The sequence below is a fragment of the uncultured Ferrovibrio sp. genome (assembly GCF_937960835.1).
Classification (GTDB): domain Bacteria; phylum Pseudomonadota; class Alphaproteobacteria; order Ferrovibrionales; family Ferrovibrionaceae; genus Ferrovibrio.
In genome coordinates this window covers 65415-83249 of record NZ_CALGPC010000013.1, presented here as the reverse complement: position 1 = coordinate 83249, position 17835 = coordinate 65415, and the positions used below count along the sequence as shown (strand labels likewise).

Here is a 17835-nt window from a genome sequence, read left to right as displayed (position 1 = left end):
CGTTTCCAGAATCCGCGATGAGCCTTCTCGATACCTACCGCGCGAAAGTCGCTTCCGGCATCCTGGCCAACGATCCGGCCCAGGCGCTGGCAGCCGAAAAGCTCGAACTGCTGAGCCGGCGTCTGCAGCATTACAAGCCGGGCGGCGGCGATGAAGGCTGGCTGCAGCGCCTGAGCTTTGGCCGCAAGCGCGAGCCGGCGCCGCAGGGCCTCTACATCTACGGCGAGGTCGGCCGCGGCAAATCCATGCTGATGGATCTGTTCTTCGAGGCGGCACCCGTCGAGCAGAAGCGCCGGGTGCATTTCCATGCCTTCATGCAGGACGTGCATGCCGAAATCTTCCGCTACCGCCAGCTGCCCAGCGACAATCCTGAAAAGAAGAAAGGCGGCGACGATCCGATCAAGCCAACCGCCAAGAAGATTGCCCGACAGGCCTGGCTGCTCTGCTTCGACGAGTTCCAGGTCAGTGACGTGGCCGATGCGATGATTCTGGGCCGGCTGTTCGAGAAGCTGTTCGACCGCGGCGTCGTGGTTGTGGCGACGTCCAACCGCGCGCCGGACGATCTTTACCAGGGCGGCCTGAACCGGCAGCTCTTCCTGCCCTTCATCGCGCTGTTCAAGGAAAAGCTCGATGTGCTGCATCTCGCGGCTCAGCGCGACTACCGCCTGCAGCGCTTGAGCCGGGAGAAGGTCTGGTTCAGCCCGCTTGGGCCGGCATCCGACGCGGCGCTCGACCGCGCCTGGAACCTGCTCACCGATGATGCCAGGGGCGAGCCGGGTTCGCTCGAAGTGCTTGGCCGCAAGCTGGCAATTCCGCGGCAGGCGCGCGGGGTGGCGCGCTTTGCTTTTGCCGATCTCTGCGAGGCGGCCCTGGGGCCGGCGGATTATCTTGCCATCGCGCGGCATTTCCACACCGTCATGATCGACGGCATCCCGACGCTGAGCCCGGCCAAGCGCAACGAAGCCAAGCGCTTCGTGACCTTGATCGACACGCTGTATGAGGCGAAGGTGAAACTGCTGGCCAGCGCCGAGGCGCCGCCGGAAACGCTTTATCCCACCGGGGACGGCGCTTTCGAATTCCAGCGCTGCGTCTCAAGGCTTAACGAGATGCAAAGCGAGGATTACCGCGCGCTGGAGCACAGCCCGTAGATGCTCAGGTCGGGCGAAGATTTTGGGATGAAGTCCGGGGATAACGCTGTGCGTCAGTTCGGCAGCAGCAGGTCCCGCGCGCGATCGAGACGCGCATTGGTCATCTGGGCGCCGAGCAGATTGGCGCCGTCGAAGCGGCCATCGGTCAGATCAGCGCCGGTCAGATTGGCTTCGCGCAAATCCGCCTCGCGCAGATCGGCGGCCACCAGGCTCGCGCCGCTCAGATTCGCGCCCACCAGCACCGCTTTCTTCAGCTTGGCCGCGCCAAGATTGGTGCGCGCGGCGCGGATATTGGGCGCATCGTCCTTGATTGCCGCCAGATTGGCATAGCTGAGATTGGCGCCGTCCATCATGGCGCGCGTCAGGCTGGCGCCGCGCAGGTTCGACTTCACCAGTTCGGCATTGCGCAGATCGGCGAAATTCATGCGCGCCAGCGCCAGATTGGCCTGGCCCAGCAGAGCCTGACTGAAGCAGGCGCGTTCCAGCAGCGCGCCCATCAGGTTGACGCCGCGCAGATCGCGGCCGGAAAAGTCGAAATCGCTCAGATCCGCGCGCTGGCCCTGGCGGCCCTCGGAGCGCACCCACAGTTCATGCTGGCGCAGCACCTCGCCCAGATCCTCCGGCGCATGGCGCGACGCAGCCGCAAAGATTGCTGCGGCCAGTTCCGGCCTGCTGCGCAGGCTGGCATCGATGATGGCGCCGCGCAGATCGGTGCCGGTGAAATTGGCGCCGCTGATCTGCGCGCCAGTCAGGCTGGCACCGGTCAGCGTCGCACCAGACAGGTCGGTGTTCTGCAAATCAGCGCCTTCCAGCCGCGCCGACATCATCTGCGCCTTGCGCAGATCGGCACCGGCGAGGTTGCTGTCGCCCAGATTGGCATCGGCGAAATCGGCATGCAGGGCGAAGGCCAGCGGCAGTTGGGCGCCGGACAGATCAGCGCGTTGCACCGAGGCGCCGGACAGATCGATCGCCCGCTTGGTCGGCCCGCCATCGGACATGCGGCCTTCCGCGTCGTAGACCGGGGTAAGCGCCTCGGCGCCATTCGATTCGGCCATGTTGGCATCGTTCAGGCCGGCGGCGCGCAGGCAGGCGCCCCGCAGATCGGCCCAGCGCAGATCAGCGCCATCCAGGGTGGCATTGCGGAAATCCGCACCGCCGCATTTCGACATCGACAGCCGCGATCCGTCCAGCCGGGCGCGGTGCAGCCGCGCCCCGGTCAGATCGGCCAGCGTCAGATTGGCGCCGGTCAGATCGGCGTCGGACAGATCGGTGAAGGCTAGCGCGGCCGGACGGGCGTCGGTCTTGCCGGCAAGATGGGCTTCATGTTCACGCAAGATATCGCGCAGCTTTTCCGCGCCTACCTTGGTCAGATGCGTGGGGGCCCCGCGTGAAAAGTCGCCCATACGATGTGCGGCCTTACAGATGAAACAACGAACGATTCAGCCGCACTACTCTACCGGGGTCAGCCGCGCCGTTCCACCATCAGCTTTTTGATTTCGGCGATCGCCTTGGCGGGATTGAGGCCCTTCGGGCAGGTCTGCGCGCAATTCATGATGGTGTGGCATCGATACAGCCGGAAGGGATCTTCCAGATTGTCGAGCCGCTCGCCGGTCATCTCATCGCGGCTGTCGGCGATCCAGCGATAGGCCTGCAGCAGAATCGCCGGACCGAGATAACGGTCGCTGTTCCACCAATAGCTGGGGCAAGAGGTCGAGCAGCATGCGCACAGGATGCACTCATAAAGGCCATCCAGCTTGGCGCGCTCTTCCGGCGACTGCTTGCGCTCGCGCGTCGGCGCTGGGCTCTGGGTCTTCATCCAGGGCTCGATGGAGGCGTACTGGGCGTAGAAGTTGGTCAGATCCGGCACCAGATCGCGCACCACCGCCATATGCGGCAGCGGATAGATCTTCACGTCGCCTTCGATGTCATCGCAGGCCTTGGTGCAGGCCAGCGTGTTGCCGCCATCGATGTTCATCGCGCAGGAACCGCAGATGCCCTCTCGGCAGGAGCGGCGGAAGGTCAGGGTCGGATCGATCTCGTTCTTGATCTTGATCAGCGCGTCCAGAACCATCGGGCCGCAATCGTTCATATCGACTTCGTAAGTGTCGATGCGCGGGTTCTGGCCATCCTCCTGGTTCCAGCGATAGACGCGGAACCGCTTCACCTTGCGCTGCTCACCCGGCTTGGCTGGCGGCAGGGCGTAGGTCTTGCCCTCGGTGATCTGGGAGTTCTTCGGCAGCGAAAAGGCAACCATCGTGGCAGTCCTTTGGGGCTCTGGCTCTTAATAGACGCGCTTCTTGGGCTCGATATACGAGACTTCGTTCGTCAGGGTGTAGGTATGCACCGGACGATAGTCGATGACCACCTTGCCGTTGGGCTCGAGCCAGGACAGGGTGTGCTTCATCCAGTTCACGTCGTCGCGCTCGGCATAATCCTCGCGGGCATGGGCGCCGCGGCTTTCCTTGCGGTTTTCCGCGCCATGCATGGTGACGACGGCCTGACGGATCAGATTGTCGAGCTCCAGCGTCTCGACCAGGTCCGAGTTCCAGACCAGCGTACGGTCGGTGACGCGGATATCCGGCATCATCTTGTAGACTTCGTCGATCAGCTGCACGCCTTCCTTCAGCACCTCGCCGGTGCGGTAGACGGCGCAGTTGTTCTGCATCGTGCGCTGCATCTTCTCGCGGATCCGGGCGGTCGGCTCGCTGCCATTGGCATGGCGGAAGCGGTCCAGGCGCGCGATGGCCTCTTCGCCGGCCTTCGGCATGTCCTTGTGCTTGGCACCCTTCTCGACGATCTGCGCGGCGCGGATCGCGGCGGCGCGGCCGAACACCACGAGGTCGATCAGCGAGTTCGAACCCAGGCGGTTGGCGCCATGCACCGACACGCAGGCCGCTTCACCCACCGCCATCAGGCCGGGCACCACATGATCCGGGTTGCCGTCCTTCAGGGTGACGACTTCGCCGTGATAGTTCGTCGGGATGCCGCCCATGTTGTAGTGCACGGTCGGCAGCACCGGGATCGGCTGCTTGGTCACATCCACGCCGGCGAAGATCTTGGCGCTCTCCGAGATGCCCGGCAGGCGCTCATGCAGGATCTTCGGATCCAGGTGATCCAGGTGCAGGTAGATGTGGTCCTTGTTCTTGCCCACGCCGCGGCCTTCGCGGATCTCCATGGTCATGGCGCGGCTGACGACGTCGCGCGAGGCCAGATCCTTGGCCGACGGCGCGTAGCGCTCCATGAAGCGCTCGCCTTCGGAGTTCACCAGATAGCCGCCTTCGCCGCGGGCGCCCTCGGTGATCAGGCAGCCGGCACCGTAGATGCCGGTCGGGTGGAACTGCACGAATTCCATGTCCTGCAGCGCCAGGCCGGCGCGCAGCACCATGCCGCCGCCGTCACCCGTGCAGGTATGCGCCGAGGTGCAGGAGAAGTAGGCGCGGCCGTAGCCGCCGGTGGCCAGCACCACCATATGGGCGCGGAAGCGGTGAATGCTGCCATCGGCCAGGTTCCAGGCCATGACGCCGCGGCAGACACCCTCGTCATCCATGATCAGGTCGAGGGCAAAATACTCGATGAAGAACTCGGTGTCGTATTTCAGCGACTGCTGATACAGCGTATGCAGCATCGCATGGCCGGTGCGATCAGCGGCGGCGCAGGTGCGCTGGGCCGGGCTCTCGCCGTAATTTTTGGTCATGCCGCCGAAGGCGCGCTGATAGATCTTGCCTTCCGGAGTGCGGCTGAACGGCACGCCGAAATGCTCCAGCTCGATGACGGCAGGCACCGCCTCGCGGCACATATATTCGATCGCGTCCTGGTCGCCGAGCCAGTCGGAGCCCTTGACGGTGTCGTACATGTGCCAGCGCCAGTCGTCCTCGCCCATGTTGCCGAGCGCGGCCGAGATGCCGCCCTGGGCGGCAACGGTATGGCTGCGGGTGGGGAAGACCTTGGAAATACAGGCAGTTTTCAGGCCGGCAGCGGCCATGCCCATGGTGGCGCGCAGGCCGGCGCCGCCGGCGCCGACAACGACGACGTCGTAGAAATGATCGTTGACCTGATAGCTAGCGGGCATGGATCACGCTCCGAAAAACAGCTTGAGCACCGAGATCGCGGCAATGCCGCCGACCAGGTAGATGGCGAAAGTGACGGCCAGCAGGGTGGCCACCTTGGCGCCCTCGCTATGGATGTAGTCCTCGATGATCACCTGCGCGCCCAGCTTCAGGTGCCAGAAGGCCGCCAGCACGGCGAGCAGCACGATGATCGCGAAGAACGGGTTCTGGAAGGTCTCGGCGAGGGCTGTATGGTCGCTGCCGGCCAGCTTGATGATCGCGCAGGCCAGCAGCAGCATCAGCGGCACCAGCGCCACGGCGGTAACGCGCTGAAGCCACCAGTGCTGCACGCCTTCCTTGGCCGAGCCCAGGCCGCGGACGCGGCCAAGCGGGGTGCGCATGCTTTTCACAGTCTTGCTCATCATGCGCTCCTTCAGTTCACCGCGTAGGCCAGGATCCAGGCCAGCAGCGTCAGCACGACCGAGATGATGATGACCGCCCAGGCCGATTTGGCGGCGGTTTTGACCTCGAAGCCATAGCCGGCATCCCAGAAAAGGTGCCGGATGCCGTTGCAGAGGTGGTAGAACAGCGCCCAGGTGAAGCCGAACAGGACCAGGCGGCCGAACCAGGAACCGAGCACGGCCTGCACGGTGGCGTAATGCTCCGGGCCGGCAGCGGCGGCAGCCAGCCACCAGGTCAGCAGCAGGGTGCCGACGCCCAGCGCGCCGCCGGTGATGCGGTGCGTGATCGACGTCACCATGGTGACGGTCGGGCGCCAGACTTGAATATGCGGGGAGAGCGGTCGTTCGACGTTCGCCATGTTTCGCCTTCGAGTGGGGCCTTCGAAAGGGTATGGGGGCGCCGCAGCGCACGGCACCCGAAAAACGGGCCGATACTAGTCCGCAGGCCTGCCCAGTCAACGATTGGACATCTTGTTTTTAACGATCTAAGCGCCCCGTCCGCAAGGCAAATTGCCATCCGCCCGCGATCATTCCGGCGTCAGGCTACGGGCGGCGCGCTCATCGGCTGCGCTGCCGGTGCGGTCAGGGGCGGCACCGCCTGGGGCGGTACCAGGCATTCGGCCATCACGGTGGCGTTGCGGCCGCGGTCCTTGGCACGGTACAGCGCGGCATCGGCGGCCTGCAGGGCAACCGCCGGATCGGATTCCGCCATGCCGATGATGGCGACGCCGATGCTAAGGGTCTGCTGCAGCTCCACCTTCCCATAGGGCACCCTGAGGGCCGCCATGGCCGTGCGGACGCGCTCGGCCACCCGCATGGCGCCGGCGCCGCTGGTGCCGGGCAGCAGGATGCAGAATTCATCGCCGCCTAGCCGGGCGAAAATGTCCTCGCGCCGCAGCAGGCCACCGATGGTGCCGGTCACGGCCTGCAGCATCGCATCGCCTGCGCCATGGCCGTAATTGTCGTTGAGCGCCTTGAAGTGGTCGATATCGAGCATCAGCACGGCGATCGGCTGGCGGGCGCGGCGGGCGCGCGAATGCTCCTCAGCCAGCCGCTGGTTGAAGGCGCGGCGGTTGAGCAGACCGGTCAACTCGTCATGGCTGGCCAGCCGGTCCAGCTGGTCCAGCAGCCTTTCGCTGGTCAGCAGCACGATGCCCACCGGGAACAGGAACAGCACGGCGGTGTCCCAGACAATCCAGGTCTTGCGCAATTCGCCGCCGGTCAGGAAAGCCGGCAGCTCGGGGCCGCCGAACAGCAGCGCGATATGGGCAAGGTTGATGCACAGATGCAGGCCATAGGCCCCTGCCAGCGTCAGCCGGGCGATCTGGCGGCCCTGCTGGATGGTGCGCAGTGGCGCGCGGCCGGTCAGAAGATCGCGCATGATGAGCGCGCAGGACAGGACGATGCCGCCGCTGACCAGCACCAGCCGTGCCCGCGCATCGGGATCGACCAGCGTCCAATAGGCAGTGCCGGCCAGGGCGATCAGGCTCGCCGCCAGGAAGATATGCCAGGGCGGCGGGCGGCGGACGAAGGTGGCGAAAGCGATGTTGAGCAGGAAATGCCCAGCCACCACCATGCTGTTGCCGAGGATGACGATGACAGGTCCGGGCCAGCTGCTGCGCAGCAGGAAGGAAACGATGCCCAGCGCCATGACGCTGTAGCCCAGCGCCCAGTAGGTGGCGGCGCGCTCATGGTGATGGATGCGCCAGGCGGCCCCGAGGGCAAGTGCGGCGAGCACGGCCTGCAGGCCAATGAAGAACACCGCGGTGCCCATGTCGAAGGTCATTGTCGCCCGTCCGCAAAGTCGACGAACAATAAACTATGCAGCCGCGCCGGGCGACAGTAGGGTTATTTTTCGATTATGAGGCGATGCGGATCATCCGCGCCGCGGCATGAACACCCAGTAATCGAGATCAAGAACGACGGTATCCGGATATTTGCCGGAGGCATCCTTGTCGGGATGCTGGGTGGCAGGCTGATCCTTTGCTGCAATCGTGCGGATACGTAAGGCGCCGACATCCTTGCGGCCGGCGATCTCGGCCTTCTCCAGCACCTCCGACCATGCGTAAATCGTATGGCCGGCCAGCGTCGGGTTGACGTGGCGTCCGCCATTGATCGCGGCGATGAAGGCGGCATTGGCCAGGCCATTGAAGCTGAGCGCGCGGGCCAGGCTGATCACATGGCCGCCATAGATCAGCCGGCGGCCGAGCTTCTCCTGTCCCTGGCGGTGCTGATCGAAATGCACCTTCGCGGTATTCTGATACAGCCGCGTGGCCAGCATATGCTCGGCTTCTTCGATGGTCATGCCATCGACATGGTCGATCTTCTCGCCGGGCTGATAATCCTCCCAGCCATGCGGGCTGCCGGCCAGGGCCCAGTCGTAGCGGCTGAAATCGAGCCCGGCGGGCACGGCCAGTTCCTCCGGCGCGACGCGATCTTTCAGCTGCGGCACACGTTCTTCGGCGATGGCAGCGCTCTCGTCGCGCTTGCGCACCATGACCCAGCGCACGTAATCCAGCACCAGGTCGCTGCCATTGCGATAGCCCTGGCTGCGCACATAGACCACGCCGGTCTTCTTGTTCGAATTCTCCTTCAGGCCGATGACGCGCGACACCGTGTTGATGGTGTCGCCGGGAAAGACCGGCGCGAGGAAGCGGCATTCGGCATAGCCCAGATTGGCCACCGCATTGAGCGAGACATCCGGCACGGTCTTGCCGAACACGACATGGAAGGCCAGCAGATCATCGACCGGCGCAGCCTTCAGGCCGATCGCCTTTGCAAAGCTGTCGGCCGACTGCACGGCAAAGCGCGGACCGTAGAGCGCGGTGTACAGCGCCACGTCGCCCTGCGTGATCGTGCGCGGCGTGGCATGGCGAAGTTCCTGCTCGAGCCGGAAATCCTCGAAGAAATTGCCGGGATTGGTTTTGTCGCTCATCGTTCGATCCTTGGTTACACCCTCATCCCCGGCCCCTCTTCCGCAAGCGGGAAAGCAAGGGGGCTGCGGCGAAGCGGCGGGAGGGCGGGGGCGTTACGCCGTCTGCAATTTCTCGATCGCCGCGGCCAAAGCCGCCAGCCGCTTGGCCTGCTCGACATGCAGGTTCTCGACCAGCTTGCCGTCCACCAGCACCACGGCCTTGCCCTGCTTGGAGGCTTCCTCGAAGGCGGCGATGATCTTATGCGCGCGCGCGACATCCTCCGCGCTCGGCGCGAAGACGCGGTTGGCGGTGTCGATGGTCTTGGGATGGATCAGCGTCTTGCCGTCAAACCCAAGCTCCAGGCCCTGCCTGCACGAGGCCTCGAAGCCCGCATCGTCTTCCAGATCGAGATAGACGCCATCCAGGATCGCCAGCCCATAGGCGCGCGCAGCCAACAGACACAGGCCCAGCGCGGTGATCACCGGCAGGCGCAGCGGCGTGTGATGCGCATTCAGATCCTTCACCAGATCGGAGGTGCCCATCACCAGCGCGCCGAGCCGCGGCGAGGCAGAGGCGATCTCTTCCGCATGCAGGATGCCCTTGGGGGTTTCCATCATGCACCAGATGGCGGTCTTCTCCGGCGCGCCATTGGCTTTCAGCAGGGCTTCGGCTGCCTGCACCTGGGCGGCGCTTTCCACCTTCGGCAGCAGCACCGCATCCGGTCCGGCCTTGGCGGCGGCGATGATGTCGTCCTTGCCCCAGGGCGTATCCAGGCCGTTCGTGCGGATGATCAGTTCGCGGCCGCCATAGCCGCCCTCGGTCACCGCCTTGCAGACCTGCTCGCGCGCAGCCGCCTTCACGTCGGGCGCCACGGCATCTTCCAGATCGAGGATCAGCGCATCGGCGGCCAGCGTCTTGGCCTTCTCCAGCGCGCGGGCATTCGAGCCCGGCATGTAAAGAACGCTGCGGCGGGGGCGAACAGGGGCGGCCATGGATCCTCCGAATGCTGCGATGCAATATTTATCGTTGGCGCCACTATAAACAGGGGCAGGGGCGTGGCAAGTTTCCCCCAGGTCATGATTTGGTCGTACGCGATGCGGCCGGGAAAGACCGCCAACAGGACGATGCCATGCGTGTGCTCGCCATCCAAAGCCAGGTGATTTACGGCCATGTCGGCAATTCGGCCGGCGCTTTTGCCTTGCAGCGGCAGGGAGTCGAAACCTGGGCCGTGCCAACCGCCGTGCTGGCCTTCAATCCCTCCTACGGCCCGCCGGCCATGCGCGCCACCGAGCCATCGGAGATGGATAGCTGGATGATGGCGCTGCAGACGCGGCCGGAATGGCAGCAGATTGACGCGATCCTGCTCGGCTGGCTGGGCAATCCGCGCACGGCCGAGGCTGCGGCGCGTGCGGCCTTGGCCGCCAGGGCTGCCAATCCGGATGCGGTTTTTCTCTGCGATCCGGTGATGGGCGACAGCGATTGCGGCCTTTATGTCGACAAGGCCCTGCCGCCCTTCATCCGCGAGCAGCTGATCCCGAAAGCCGACATCGTCACGCCGAACGGCTTCGAGCTGGAATACCTGCTGGGCGACAAGGTGGAAGACCTGCCTTCTGCGCTTGCGGCCTGCGACAAGCTGCGCGCCCAGGGACCGAAGACCGTCATCGCCACCACGCTGAAGCGCCGCGATGGCGGCGCGGGCATGGTGGAGGCGCTGCTGGTCAACGACGAAGGCGCCTGGATCTGCGGCGTGCCCGATCTGGGACAGGAGCTGCCCAAAGGTGCTGGCGACATTTTTGCTTCGCTGTTTCTCGCGCGTCTGGTCAAAGGGCGCACGCCGAAAAAGGCACTGCTTTTCGCGATGGCAGGCACCTATGGCCTGCTGCGCGATGCGGTGGCGAACAAGGCGGGCGAGATGCGGCTGGTCACGGCCCAGAATGAGCTGCACCAGCCCAGCCATCTGCCCGATATCGAGCGCGTGCGCTGAATAGGCAAACGAAACGGGCGCCGAAAGATCGGCGCCCGTCGTTAAAGCGGACTGATAAGCGGGTTGACGTGCGGGACCGTTACGCCGCCTGCTTCTTCAGGTGGCGCGCCGCCAGTTCTTCGGCGATCTGCACGGCATTGAGAGCTGCGCCCTTGCGCAGGTTGTCGGAGACCACCCACATCGCGAGCCCGTTTTCCACCGTGATGTCTTCGCGGATGCGCGACACGAAGGTGCTGTAGTCGCCGGCGCATTCCAGCGGCGTGATATAGCCGCCGTCTTCGCGGCGATCCAGAACCTGCACGCCCGGCGCTTGCGCAAGAATCTCGCGCGCCTCTTCAGCCGACAGCGGCTCTTCGAATTCGATATTCACCGCTTCCGAATGGCCGATGAAGACCGGTACGCGCACGCAGGTGGCGGTCAGCTTGATCTTCGGATCGAGGATCTTCTTCGTCTCCGCCGTCATCTTCCATTCTTCCTTGGTATAGCCATCGTCCAGGAAGACGTCGATATGCGGGATGACGTTGAAGGCGATCTGCTTGGTGAACTTCCGCTTCTCGACCGGATCGTTGACGAAGATCGCCTTGGTCTGGCGCTCCAGCTCAACGACGCCGTCATTGCCGGCGCCCGAGACGGACTGGTAGGTCGACACCACAACGCGCTTGATCCTGGCGCGGTCATGCAGCGGCTTCAGCGCGACGACGAGCTGCGCGGTCGAGCAGTTCGGATTGGCGATGATGCCCTTCTTAGTATAGCCGGCCAGCGCATCGGCATTCACCTCGGGCACGATCAGCGGCACGTCGGGGTCCATGCGCCACTGGCTGGAATTGTCGATCACCACCGCACCGGCGCCGGCAACCTTCGGCGCCCATTCCTTCGACGTGGCGCCGCCGGCCGAGAACAGCGCGATGTCGACGCCCTTGAAATCGTAATCGTCGAGCGCCTTCACCTTGATCTTCTTGTCGCCGAAATGGGCGTCCTTGCCGATGCTGCGGCGCGAGGCAAGCGGCACCACTTCCGAGACGGGGAAATTGCGCTCGTGGAGGATGTTGAGCATTTCGCGGCCCACCACACCGGTGGCGCCGACGACGGCGACCTTATAGGCCATCTGATACCTTCCTTTTCTCGTCCGGCAGGTCGGCACCCGGCGGACGGTCGAAACATGAGGACAATGTCTGTGCCCGGCAGGTCATCACCCGGCAGGCCGGCGGACATTAGGACCGGATAAGACGCCAATCAAGCAGGGAATTGTGGCGATTGTCCTGCTGCCCGGGCTTTTCGCCGTCATCCCGGGCACGGTGCGGCGGTGGTGTGCCGTAGTGTGCCGTAGTGTGCCGCAAGGCCGGGATTTCCCTCCGGCAGGCTCAAAAGGGATTTCGGCTCGCGCGGCGTAAGCGCCTGGCCGGGGTGACGGGCAGGTCTTCGGGCTTGCCTTCCCGGGTCGCTCCGCTATTGTACCAATCGGTACAAACCTGGGGCCCGCCATGACCGTCCAATCCCCTGCCAACCGGCCGCCGCTGCCGCCATTTACCGCCGAAACCGCCGCCCAGAAGGCCCGGATGGCGGAAGATGCCTGGAACAGCCGCGATCCGGCGCGGGTGGCGCTGGCCTATACGGAAGACAGCCAATGGCGCAACCGGGCCGAATTCTTCTCCGGCCGGGCCCGGATCGAGGAGTTCCTGACGCGCAAATGGCAGCGCGAGCTGGATTACCGGCTGATCAAGGAGGTCTGGGCCTATACCGGCAACCGGATCGCCGTGCGCTTTGCCTATGAATGGCATGACGACAGCGGCAACTGGTATCGCAGCCATGGCAACGAGCAATGGGAATTTGACGAGCGCGGCCTGATGCGCCGCCGCGAGGCCAGCATCAACGACGTGCGGATTTCGGAGGCCGACCGCAAATTTTACTGGCCGCTGGGCCGGCGTCCCGACGATCATCCCGGGCTGACGGAACTGGGATTATAGGTTCCACATGCGTCATGTCCGAGAGCGACGCTTTATGAAGGAGTAAAGAGTGCCCGCCGCCTTGCTCAGCCGCGAAGACGCCATCGCCCGCATCGCGGAAGTCTTCCGCGAATACGGCTTCGCGGGCACGTCCCTGAGCGCGATCACCGAGGCCACCGGCCTTGGCAAGGGCAGCCTCTATAATCACTTCCCCGGCGGCAAGGATCAGATGGGCGATGAGGTGCTTGCCCATATCGATGCCTGGTTCGAGGCACGGATCTACGCGCCGCTGCGCCAAGCCGGCAATCCGCGCAGCGCCATTGCCGCGATGTTCGATGCAGTGGAAGACTATTTCCGCTCCGGTCGCCGCATCTGCCTTGTCGGCGCTTTCGCCCTGGATGCAACGCGCGACCGTTTCGCGGCCAAAGTGCAGGGCTATTTCACCGCCTGGATCGAGGCCCTGGCCGCTGCTTTAGCGCGCGGCGGCGCGCACGATGCCCATGCCCTTGCGGAAGAGGTTGTCGCCGGCATCCAGGGCGCGCTGGTGCTCAGCCGCGCGCTCAGCGATCCGGGACTGTTCAAGCGCCAGCTTGCGCAATGGCGCCAGAGACTGAACACGGCGCTTGCCTGACGCTGCGGCATAACGCCTATCCTCGGCCGGACCATCGGCGAAAAACAAACCGGAGGAAACAAGATGGCCGGGATCATCCTGCATCACTACGGCACATCGCCGTTTTCCGAGAAGGTGCGGATTGCGTTCGGGATCAAAGGCATTGCCTGGGACTCGGTGACGGTTCCGGCGATGATGCCGAAGCCGGACCTGCTGCCGCTCACCGGCGGCTACCGCAAGACGCCGGTGATGCAGATCGGTGCCGATATCTATTGCGACACACAAATCATTCTGCGCGAGATCGAGCGCCGTCATCCAACGCCGAGCTTGTTTCATGGTCTGGCGAAGGGCCTGGCCGAAGGCGTCGCCTTTTGGGCCGATCACCAGCTTTTCAACGCCTGCGTTGCCATTGCCTTTGGCATCATGGGCGAGCAGATGCCGGATGCCTTCCTGGAGGATCGTGCGAAATTCTCCGGCCGCAGCATCGACCGCGCCAAGCTCAAGCAGCAGGCCGCCATGATGACAGGGCCCCTGCGCGCCCATCTGGGCTGGGTGGAGCAGGCGCTTTCGGATGGCCGCAGCTTCCTGTTTGGCGATGCGCCCAGCCTGGCCGATCTCGCTGTCTATCACGGGGTCTGGTTCGTGCGCGACCGCGCGAAATCCGAGGTGCTGGCCGATTACACCGCGCTGAATGCCTGGGCCGACCGCATGAAGGCTTTCGGCCATGGCACACGCAGCAATATCGAGGCCAAGGACGCGCTGGCGATCGCCAAGGCGGCCGAGCCTGCGGCGATATCCGGCGTTGCCGCCAACGCGCTGGGATTGCAGGCGGGCGCGATGGTCAGCGTCACGCCGGACGACAGCGGCCGCGATCCCACCATCGGCGAACTGATCGCGCTGGACGCGCAAAGCGTCACCATCCGCCGCGAAACACCTGAGACCGGCATTGTGCATGTGCATTTCCCGCGCGCCGGTTTCTTCCTGGTGCCGGCCAAGGTGTGAGGGAGGTCTGCGATGAAGAAGATCGAATTCTTCTACGACGTCTCCTCGCCCTGGACCTATCTCGCCTTCACCAATATCCAGCCGCTGGCGAAGGAAGAGGGCGCTGAGGTTATCTATAAGCCCTTCCTCGTCGGCGGCGTGTTCAACACGATCAATCCCAGCGTCTATCAGCAGCGCGAAAATCCCGTGCCCGCCAAGGCGGCCTACGCGCTGAAGGACATGCAGGATTGGGCCGAGCTCGCCGGCATCACGATTAAGTTTCCGCCCAGTGTGTTTCCGGTCAATTCGGTAAAAGGCCTGCGCGCTTTATTGTGGGCGGAAGAGCAGGGCGGGCAGATCGCCCTGGCGAAAGCCTTGTTCGAACTTTACTGGGGTGAAGACAGGGATATCAGCCAGGACGACGTGCTGGCCGAGGCCGCCGTCCGCGCCGGCCTCGATGCTGCGCGCCTGGCGCAGGCGGTCAACGATCCGGCGATCAAGGCGCAACTGAAGGCAAATACCGATGAGGTGATCGCCCGCGGCGGCTTCGGCTCGCCCACCATCTTCGTGAACGAGACCGACATGTATTTCGGCAACGACCGTCTGCCGCTGGTGCGCGAGGCGCTCAGACGCGCCGGATAAGGCCCGGCGCAGACTGCCACAGCGCCTGCAGTGCGAAGCCGATGAAGATCATGCCGGAGATGCGCGTGATCCAGAGTTCGTGGCGGCGATAAAGCTTGCGCACCGGCGCTGCGCCGATGATGAAGATCAGGATCGCATCGGCAATGACGAAGCCGCCGCAGGCCGCCAGCAGCAGCGGCGGCAGGCTGGCCCAGGTCAGTTGCGCCGATTGCGCCGCCAGCAGCGCGGTGAACATCGCCACCGCCACGGCATAGCTTTTCGGATTGGTCAGCCCGAAAGCCAGACCGCGCCGCAGGGGATGCGCGATGATGTTGTTCAGTCCGCCATCCTCGCGCCGCTTTACTGTCACCGCGCGCCAGCCGAGCCAGAAGAGATAAATGCCGCAGACCATGCCCAGCAGGTCGAAGACGAAGCTGCCCAGGCTGGCTGAGCCGATGATGGCGGTCAGCGCCAGAATCGCCCAGAGGATGTCGCCGGCGAAATGTCCGGCCAGGAAGCTGAAACCGGCGCGGCGGCCCTGGCCGGCGCCGATGCCCAGGAGGGCGAGGAAAGCAGGTCCGGGGGTGAGTGTATAGGCGGCGCCGGCCAGCGCCGCAGCGAAGTAGAGCGACAGGTCCATCGCGGGTAAGCTTAATCCCATGCTGGCGGTGATTGCGATACCTGAATTCGATGTCGGCGCGGCCGCCTGGATCGATGCGCTGCGCCGCGCGCATGATCCGCAATATGACCGCGTGCCCGCGCATGTGACGCTGGCCTTTCCGCAGGCCGTCGCCGATCCCGACTGGTTTTCCGGCCATGTTGCCTCGATTGCGGCCACCGCAGCCCCGCTGGCGGTCTCATTCGACCGGCTGGAGCGGATGGAGGATGCCTACCATCCGAAATACCGCTATCTCAATGTGCTGCTGGCCGATGAGGCAAGCGCCATGCCGCTGGTCTCGCTGTACCGGATGCTGGGCGGCAATGATGCGTCCTATCGCCCGCATCTGACACTGGCCCGCTTCGGCGCAATATTCAGCGCCAAGGCCCTAAAGCGGCAGCTTGGCGGCTTGGACGCGCCGATCCATGGCCGCATCGCTTCGCTGACGCTGCTTGCAATCGAAAGTGGCGCGATCCGCAAATGCGCCGCATATCCGCTTTCGGGTTAAGGCTGCTCCAGCGGATGCGCCTGGAAGGCAGGCAGGGCCTCGCAGCGCTCGCGCAGCCGCATCAGCGCCGGATAGCGTCCGGCTGGAATGGTATCGGGCAGATAGACGCCGAGGAAGCTCACCATCACGCCGAGCGTAATATCGGCCATGCTGATATGCTTGCCCAGCAGCCAGTCATTGCTGCCTTCGGGCAGCTCAGCGGCGCGCCCTTCCAAAGCCTTCAGGCCGCCGGCGACCTGCGTCAGCAGATGCTGGCGCCAGGGCTCGTGCACTTTTTCGGGCGGACGGCGGCGCTGCTCATAGATCGCGGCTACGGCCTTATCCAGCGTGCCGCAGGCAACCGCCATGAGCTGCAGGCAGTCCCGGCGCGGCTTGCCATGCGGCGGGATCAGGCTTTTCGCCGGTCCGACCAGTTCCATCAGGTAGTCGAGAATGGCGCTCGATTCGGTCAGCCGCTCGCCATCGTCCAGGATCAGGACCGGCACGCGCCCCACCGGATTGACCTCAAGGCCGCGTTCCGGATTGGCGGTCACTGAAAGATATTCGCGGTCATGCGGCACGTTCAGCATCGTCATGGCGATGGCGACGCGGCGCGAATAGGGCGACAGGTTGCGGCCGATCAGCAGCATGGCATTTCCTCCGTGGGAGCAACACTCGCCAATGTGGCGCGGCGGTGCAAGCAAAAGAAAAGGCCGCAAGGATGTGCCCTGCGGCCTTTCGCTCATTCCTGCTGGAGATGGCCGGGTCGGGCCCGGCCATGACGCGTATGGTGTCGTAACTACGCCGCCAGCTTGTCCAGTTCGTGGATGAGCGCATCGCCCATGCCCCTGGTGCCGACCTTGGTGGTGCCGCCGCCCAGATCGGCGGTGCGCACGCCGGCCTTCAGCACATTCTCGGCCGCCTTGTCGATCAGATCGGCATCGGCATCGAGGTCATAGGCATAGCGCAGGGCCATCGAGAAGCTCTGGATCGTCGCCAGCGGATTGGCGATGCCCTTGCCGGCAATGTCGGGCGCTGAGCCATGCACCGGCTCGAACAGCGCCATGCGGCGGCCGGTGGTGGGATCGGCGGCGCCGATCGAAGCCGACGGCAGCATGCCGAGCGAGCCGGTCAGCATGGCCGCTTCGTCTGAGAGGATGTCGCCGAACAGGTTGTCGGTCACCATCACGTCGAACTGCTTCGGGTTGCGCACGAGCTGCATGGCGCCGTTATCGGCATACATGTGCTCAAGCTGCACGTCCTTGTACTGCTCCTGATGCAGCTTGGTGACTTCTTCGCGCCACAGCACGCCGGATTCCATCACGTTGGCCTTTTCCAGCGAGGTGACCTTGTTGCGGCGCTTCTTGGCCAGTTCGAACGCCACAGCGGCGACGCGGCGGATTTCGCTGGTGGTGTAGACCTGGGTGTTCACGCCGCGGCGCTCGCCGTTCGGCAGGGTCTCGATGCCGCGCGGCTGGCCGAAATAGACGCCGCCGGTCAGCTCGCGCACGATCATGATGTCGAGGCCCTTGACCAGTTCCGGCTTCAGGCTGCTGGCGTCGACCAGCGCATCGAAGCACTTCGCCGGGCGCAGGTTGGCGAACAGGTCCATTTCCTTGCGCAGGCGCAGAAGGCCGCGCTCGGGCTTCTTGTCGAAGGGCAGGTTGTCCCATTGCGGGCCACCGACGGCGCCGAGCAGCACCACGCCGCAATCCAGCGCCGCCTGCATGGTCTTGTCGGCCAGCGGAGTGCCGTGCTTCTCATAGGCGGCGCCGCCGACCAGATCCTCCTTGACGTCGAACGAGACGTGGCGGCGCTTGTCCATCCATTCGATGACGCGGCGCACCTCGCCCATCACCTCCGGACCGATCCCGTCACCGGGCAGCATGAGCATCGTGCGGTTGGAAGCCATTTGGTTCTTTCCTTCTCTACAAAACGTCACCCCCGGGCTTGACCCGAGGGTCTTTTTTCAAAGTCGCAA

The 17835-nt window shown here is 64.6% G+C and carries 19 protein-coding genes; 7 read left to right on the top strand and 12 right to left on the bottom strand.

The features are described from left to right. Nucleotides 1-17 precede the first annotated feature (17 nt). The gene (gene zapE, locus Q0603_RS13130) at nt 18-1148 is read left to right on the top strand and encodes a cell division protein ZapE (RefSeq protein ID WP_298726366.1); all 1131 of its coding nucleotides are present in this window, start codon (nt 18-20) and stop codon (nt 1146-1148) included. A gap of 53 nt (nt 1149-1201) precedes the next feature. On the opposite strand, the gene Q0603_RS13125 is transcribed toward zapE, so the two are convergent. From Q0603_RS13125 to Q0603_RS13090, 8 genes are all read right to left on the bottom strand, one after another. Continuing rightward, nucleotides 1202-2551, bottom strand: coding sequence for a pentapeptide repeat-containing protein (locus tag Q0603_RS13125; protein WP_298726364.1), 1350 nt, complete (start codon nt 2549-2551; stop codon nt 1202-1204). A 59-nt stretch (nt 2552-2610) separates the two neighbouring features. Beyond that, on the bottom strand, nt 2611-3402 hold the full coding sequence (locus Q0603_RS13120; protein WP_298726362.1) for a succinate dehydrogenase iron-sulfur subunit: 792 nt from the start codon (nt 3400-3402) through the stop codon (nt 2611-2613). A gap of 27 nt (nt 3403-3429) precedes the next feature. Next, the gene (sdhA, locus tag Q0603_RS13115; protein ID WP_298726360.1) at nt 3430-5217 is read right to left on the bottom strand and encodes a succinate dehydrogenase flavoprotein subunit; all 1788 of its coding nucleotides are present in this window, start codon (nt 5215-5217) and stop codon (nt 3430-3432) included. 3 nt (nt 5218-5220) lie between these two features. Continuing rightward, a complete protein-coding gene (gene sdhD / locus Q0603_RS13110) occupies nt 5221-5619 on the bottom strand; it encodes a succinate dehydrogenase, hydrophobic membrane anchor protein (protein ID WP_298726358.1) in 399 nt (132 codons plus the stop codon). A gap of 8 nt (nt 5620-5627) precedes the next feature. Beyond that, nucleotides 5628-6014 (bottom strand): succinate dehydrogenase, cytochrome b556 subunit, encoded by a 387-nt coding sequence (gene sdhC / locus Q0603_RS13105; protein ID WP_298726356.1) that lies wholly within the window; start codon nt 6012-6014, stop codon nt 5628-5630. Nucleotides 6015-6193: 179 nt separating this feature from the next. Beyond that, a complete protein-coding gene (locus Q0603_RS13100; protein ID WP_298726354.1) occupies nt 6194-7441 on the bottom strand; it encodes a GGDEF domain-containing protein in 1248 nt (415 codons plus the stop codon). Between the two features lie 90 nt (nt 7442-7531). Beyond that, the gene (locus Q0603_RS13095) at nt 7532-8590 is read right to left on the bottom strand and encodes a MaoC family dehydratase (RefSeq protein ID WP_298726352.1); all 1059 of its coding nucleotides are present in this window, start codon (nt 8588-8590) and stop codon (nt 7532-7534) included. A 93-nt stretch (nt 8591-8683) separates the two neighbouring features. Continuing rightward, on the bottom strand, nt 8684-9562 hold the full coding sequence (locus Q0603_RS13090; RefSeq protein WP_298726350.1) for a CoA ester lyase: 879 nt from the start codon (nt 9560-9562) through the stop codon (nt 8684-8686). Between the two features lie 137 nt (nt 9563-9699). Between Q0603_RS13090 and pdxY the strand changes: the two genes are divergently transcribed. Next, a complete protein-coding gene (gene pdxY, locus Q0603_RS13085; protein WP_298726346.1) occupies nt 9700-10554 on the top strand; it encodes a pyridoxal kinase in 855 nt (284 codons plus the stop codon). A 79-nt stretch (nt 10555-10633) separates the two neighbouring features. Here the strand turns inward: pdxY and Q0603_RS13080 are convergent, their stop codons facing one another. After that, a complete protein-coding gene (locus Q0603_RS13080) occupies nt 10634-11659 on the bottom strand; it encodes an aspartate-semialdehyde dehydrogenase (RefSeq protein ID WP_298726344.1) in 1026 nt (341 codons plus the stop codon). Between the two features lie 376 nt (nt 11660-12035). Between Q0603_RS13080 and Q0603_RS13075 the strand changes: the two genes are divergently transcribed. The 4 genes from Q0603_RS13075 to Q0603_RS13060 all read left to right on the top strand — a co-directional run bounded on the left by Q0603_RS13075 (nt 12036) and on the right by Q0603_RS13060 (nt 14730). Continuing rightward, nucleotides 12036-12518, top strand: a complete 483-nt coding sequence (locus Q0603_RS13075) for a nuclear transport factor 2 family protein (protein ID WP_298726342.1) — start codon at nt 12036-12038, stop codon at nt 12516-12518. A 49-nt stretch (nt 12519-12567) separates the two neighbouring features. Continuing rightward, nucleotides 12568-13128 carry a TetR/AcrR family transcriptional regulator gene (locus Q0603_RS13070; protein ID WP_298726340.1) on the top strand — a complete coding sequence of 187 codons (561 nt, stop codon included), beginning with the start codon at nt 12568-12570 and terminating at the stop codon, nt 13126-13128. Nucleotides 13129-13191: 63 nt separating this feature from the next. Further along, a complete protein-coding gene (locus Q0603_RS13065) occupies nt 13192-14109 on the top strand; it encodes a glutathione S-transferase family protein (RefSeq protein WP_298726338.1) in 918 nt (305 codons plus the stop codon). Between the two features lie 12 nt (nt 14110-14121). Further along, nucleotides 14122-14730 carry a 2-hydroxychromene-2-carboxylate isomerase gene (locus Q0603_RS13060; RefSeq protein ID WP_298726337.1) on the top strand — a complete coding sequence of 203 codons (609 nt, stop codon included), beginning with the start codon at nt 14122-14124 and terminating at the stop codon, nt 14728-14730. Here the strand turns inward: Q0603_RS13060 and Q0603_RS13055 are convergent. Beyond that, nucleotides 14714-15349, bottom strand: a complete 636-nt coding sequence (locus tag Q0603_RS13055) for a LysE family translocator (RefSeq protein WP_298726335.1) — start codon at nt 15347-15349, stop codon at nt 14714-14716. The genes Q0603_RS13060 and Q0603_RS13055 overlap by 17 nt on opposite strands. A gap of 19 nt (nt 15350-15368) precedes the next feature. Here Q0603_RS13055 and Q0603_RS13050 point away from each other — a divergent pair, with 19 nt between their 5' ends. Then, the gene (locus Q0603_RS13050; protein ID WP_298726333.1) at nt 15369-15875 is read left to right on the top strand and encodes a 2'-5' RNA ligase family protein; all 507 of its coding nucleotides are present in this window, start codon (nt 15369-15371) and stop codon (nt 15873-15875) included. On the opposite strand, the gene Q0603_RS13045 is transcribed toward Q0603_RS13050, so the two are convergent. Together Q0603_RS13045 and leuB are read right to left on the bottom strand one after the other, a co-directional pair. Then, complete coding sequence (locus Q0603_RS13045) at nt 15872-16504, bottom strand: glutathione S-transferase family protein (protein WP_298726331.1); 633 nt, start codon at nt 16502-16504, stop codon at nt 15872-15874. The genes Q0603_RS13050 and Q0603_RS13045 overlap by 4 nt on opposite strands. 149 nt (nt 16505-16653) lie before the next feature. Beyond that, on the bottom strand, nt 16654-17766 hold the full coding sequence (gene leuB / locus Q0603_RS13040) for a 3-isopropylmalate dehydrogenase (protein ID WP_298726330.1): 1113 nt from the start codon (nt 17764-17766) through the stop codon (nt 16654-16656). Nucleotides 17767-17835: the final 69 nt, after the last annotated feature.

Bases quoted from the DNA above. Each gene is read 5' to 3' on its own strand.
- Q0603_RS13120 (WP_298726362.1), bottom strand. From the start codon at position 3,402: ATGGTTGCCTTTTCGCTGCCGAAGAACTCCCAGATCACCGAGGGCAAG.
- sdhA (WP_298726360.1), bottom strand. From the start codon at position 5,217: ATGCCCGCTAGCTATCAGGTCAACGATCATTTCTACGACGTCGTCGTT.
- leuB (WP_298726330.1), bottom strand. From the start codon at position 17,766: ATGGCTTCCAACCGCACGATGCTCATGCTGCCCGGTGACGGGATCGGT.
- zapE (WP_298726366.1), top strand. From the start codon at position 18: ATGAGCCTTCTCGATACCTACCGCGCGAAAGTCGCTTCCGGCATCCTG.
- pdxY (WP_298726346.1), top strand. From the start codon at position 9,700: ATGCGTGTGCTCGCCATCCAAAGCCAGGTGATTTACGGCCATGTCGGC.
- Q0603_RS13075 (WP_298726342.1), top strand. From the start codon at position 12,036: ATGACCGTCCAATCCCCTGCCAACCGGCCGCCGCTGCCGCCATTTACC.
- Q0603_RS13045 (WP_298726331.1), bottom strand. From the start codon at position 16,504: ATGCTGCTGATCGGCCGCAACCTGTCGCCCTATTCGCGCCGCGTCGCC.
- Q0603_RS13065 (WP_298726338.1), top strand. From the start codon at position 13,192: ATGGCCGGGATCATCCTGCATCACTACGGCACATCGCCGTTTTCCGAG.
- Q0603_RS13125 (WP_298726364.1), bottom strand. From the start codon at position 2,551: ATGGGCGACTTTTCACGCGGGGCCCCCACGCATCTGACCAAGGTAGGC.
- Q0603_RS13055 (WP_298726335.1), bottom strand. From the start codon at position 15,349: ATGGACCTGTCGCTCTACTTCGCTGCGGCGCTGGCCGGCGCCGCCTAT.
- Q0603_RS13050 (WP_298726333.1), top strand. From the start codon at position 15,369: ATGCTGGCGGTGATTGCGATACCTGAATTCGATGTCGGCGCGGCCGCC.
- Q0603_RS13095 (WP_298726352.1), bottom strand. From the start codon at position 8,590: ATGAGCGACAAAACCAATCCCGGCAATTTCTTCGAGGATTTCCGGCTC.
- sdhC (WP_298726356.1), bottom strand. From the start codon at position 6,014: ATGGCGAACGTCGAACGACCGCTCTCCCCGCATATTCAAGTCTGGCGC.
- Q0603_RS13080 (WP_298726344.1), bottom strand. From the start codon at position 11,659: ATGGCCTATAAGGTCGCCGTCGTCGGCGCCACCGGTGTGGTGGGCCGC.
- Q0603_RS13060 (WP_298726337.1), top strand. From the start codon at position 14,122: ATGAAGAAGATCGAATTCTTCTACGACGTCTCCTCGCCCTGGACCTAT.
- Q0603_RS13090 (WP_298726350.1), bottom strand. From the start codon at position 9,562: ATGGCCGCCCCTGTTCGCCCCCGCCGCAGCGTTCTTTACATGCCGGGC.
- sdhD (WP_298726358.1), bottom strand. From the start codon at position 5,619: ATGATGAGCAAGACTGTGAAAAGCATGCGCACCCCGCTTGGCCGCGTC.
- Q0603_RS13100 (WP_298726354.1), bottom strand. From the start codon at position 7,441: ATGACCTTCGACATGGGCACCGCGGTGTTCTTCATTGGCCTGCAGGCC.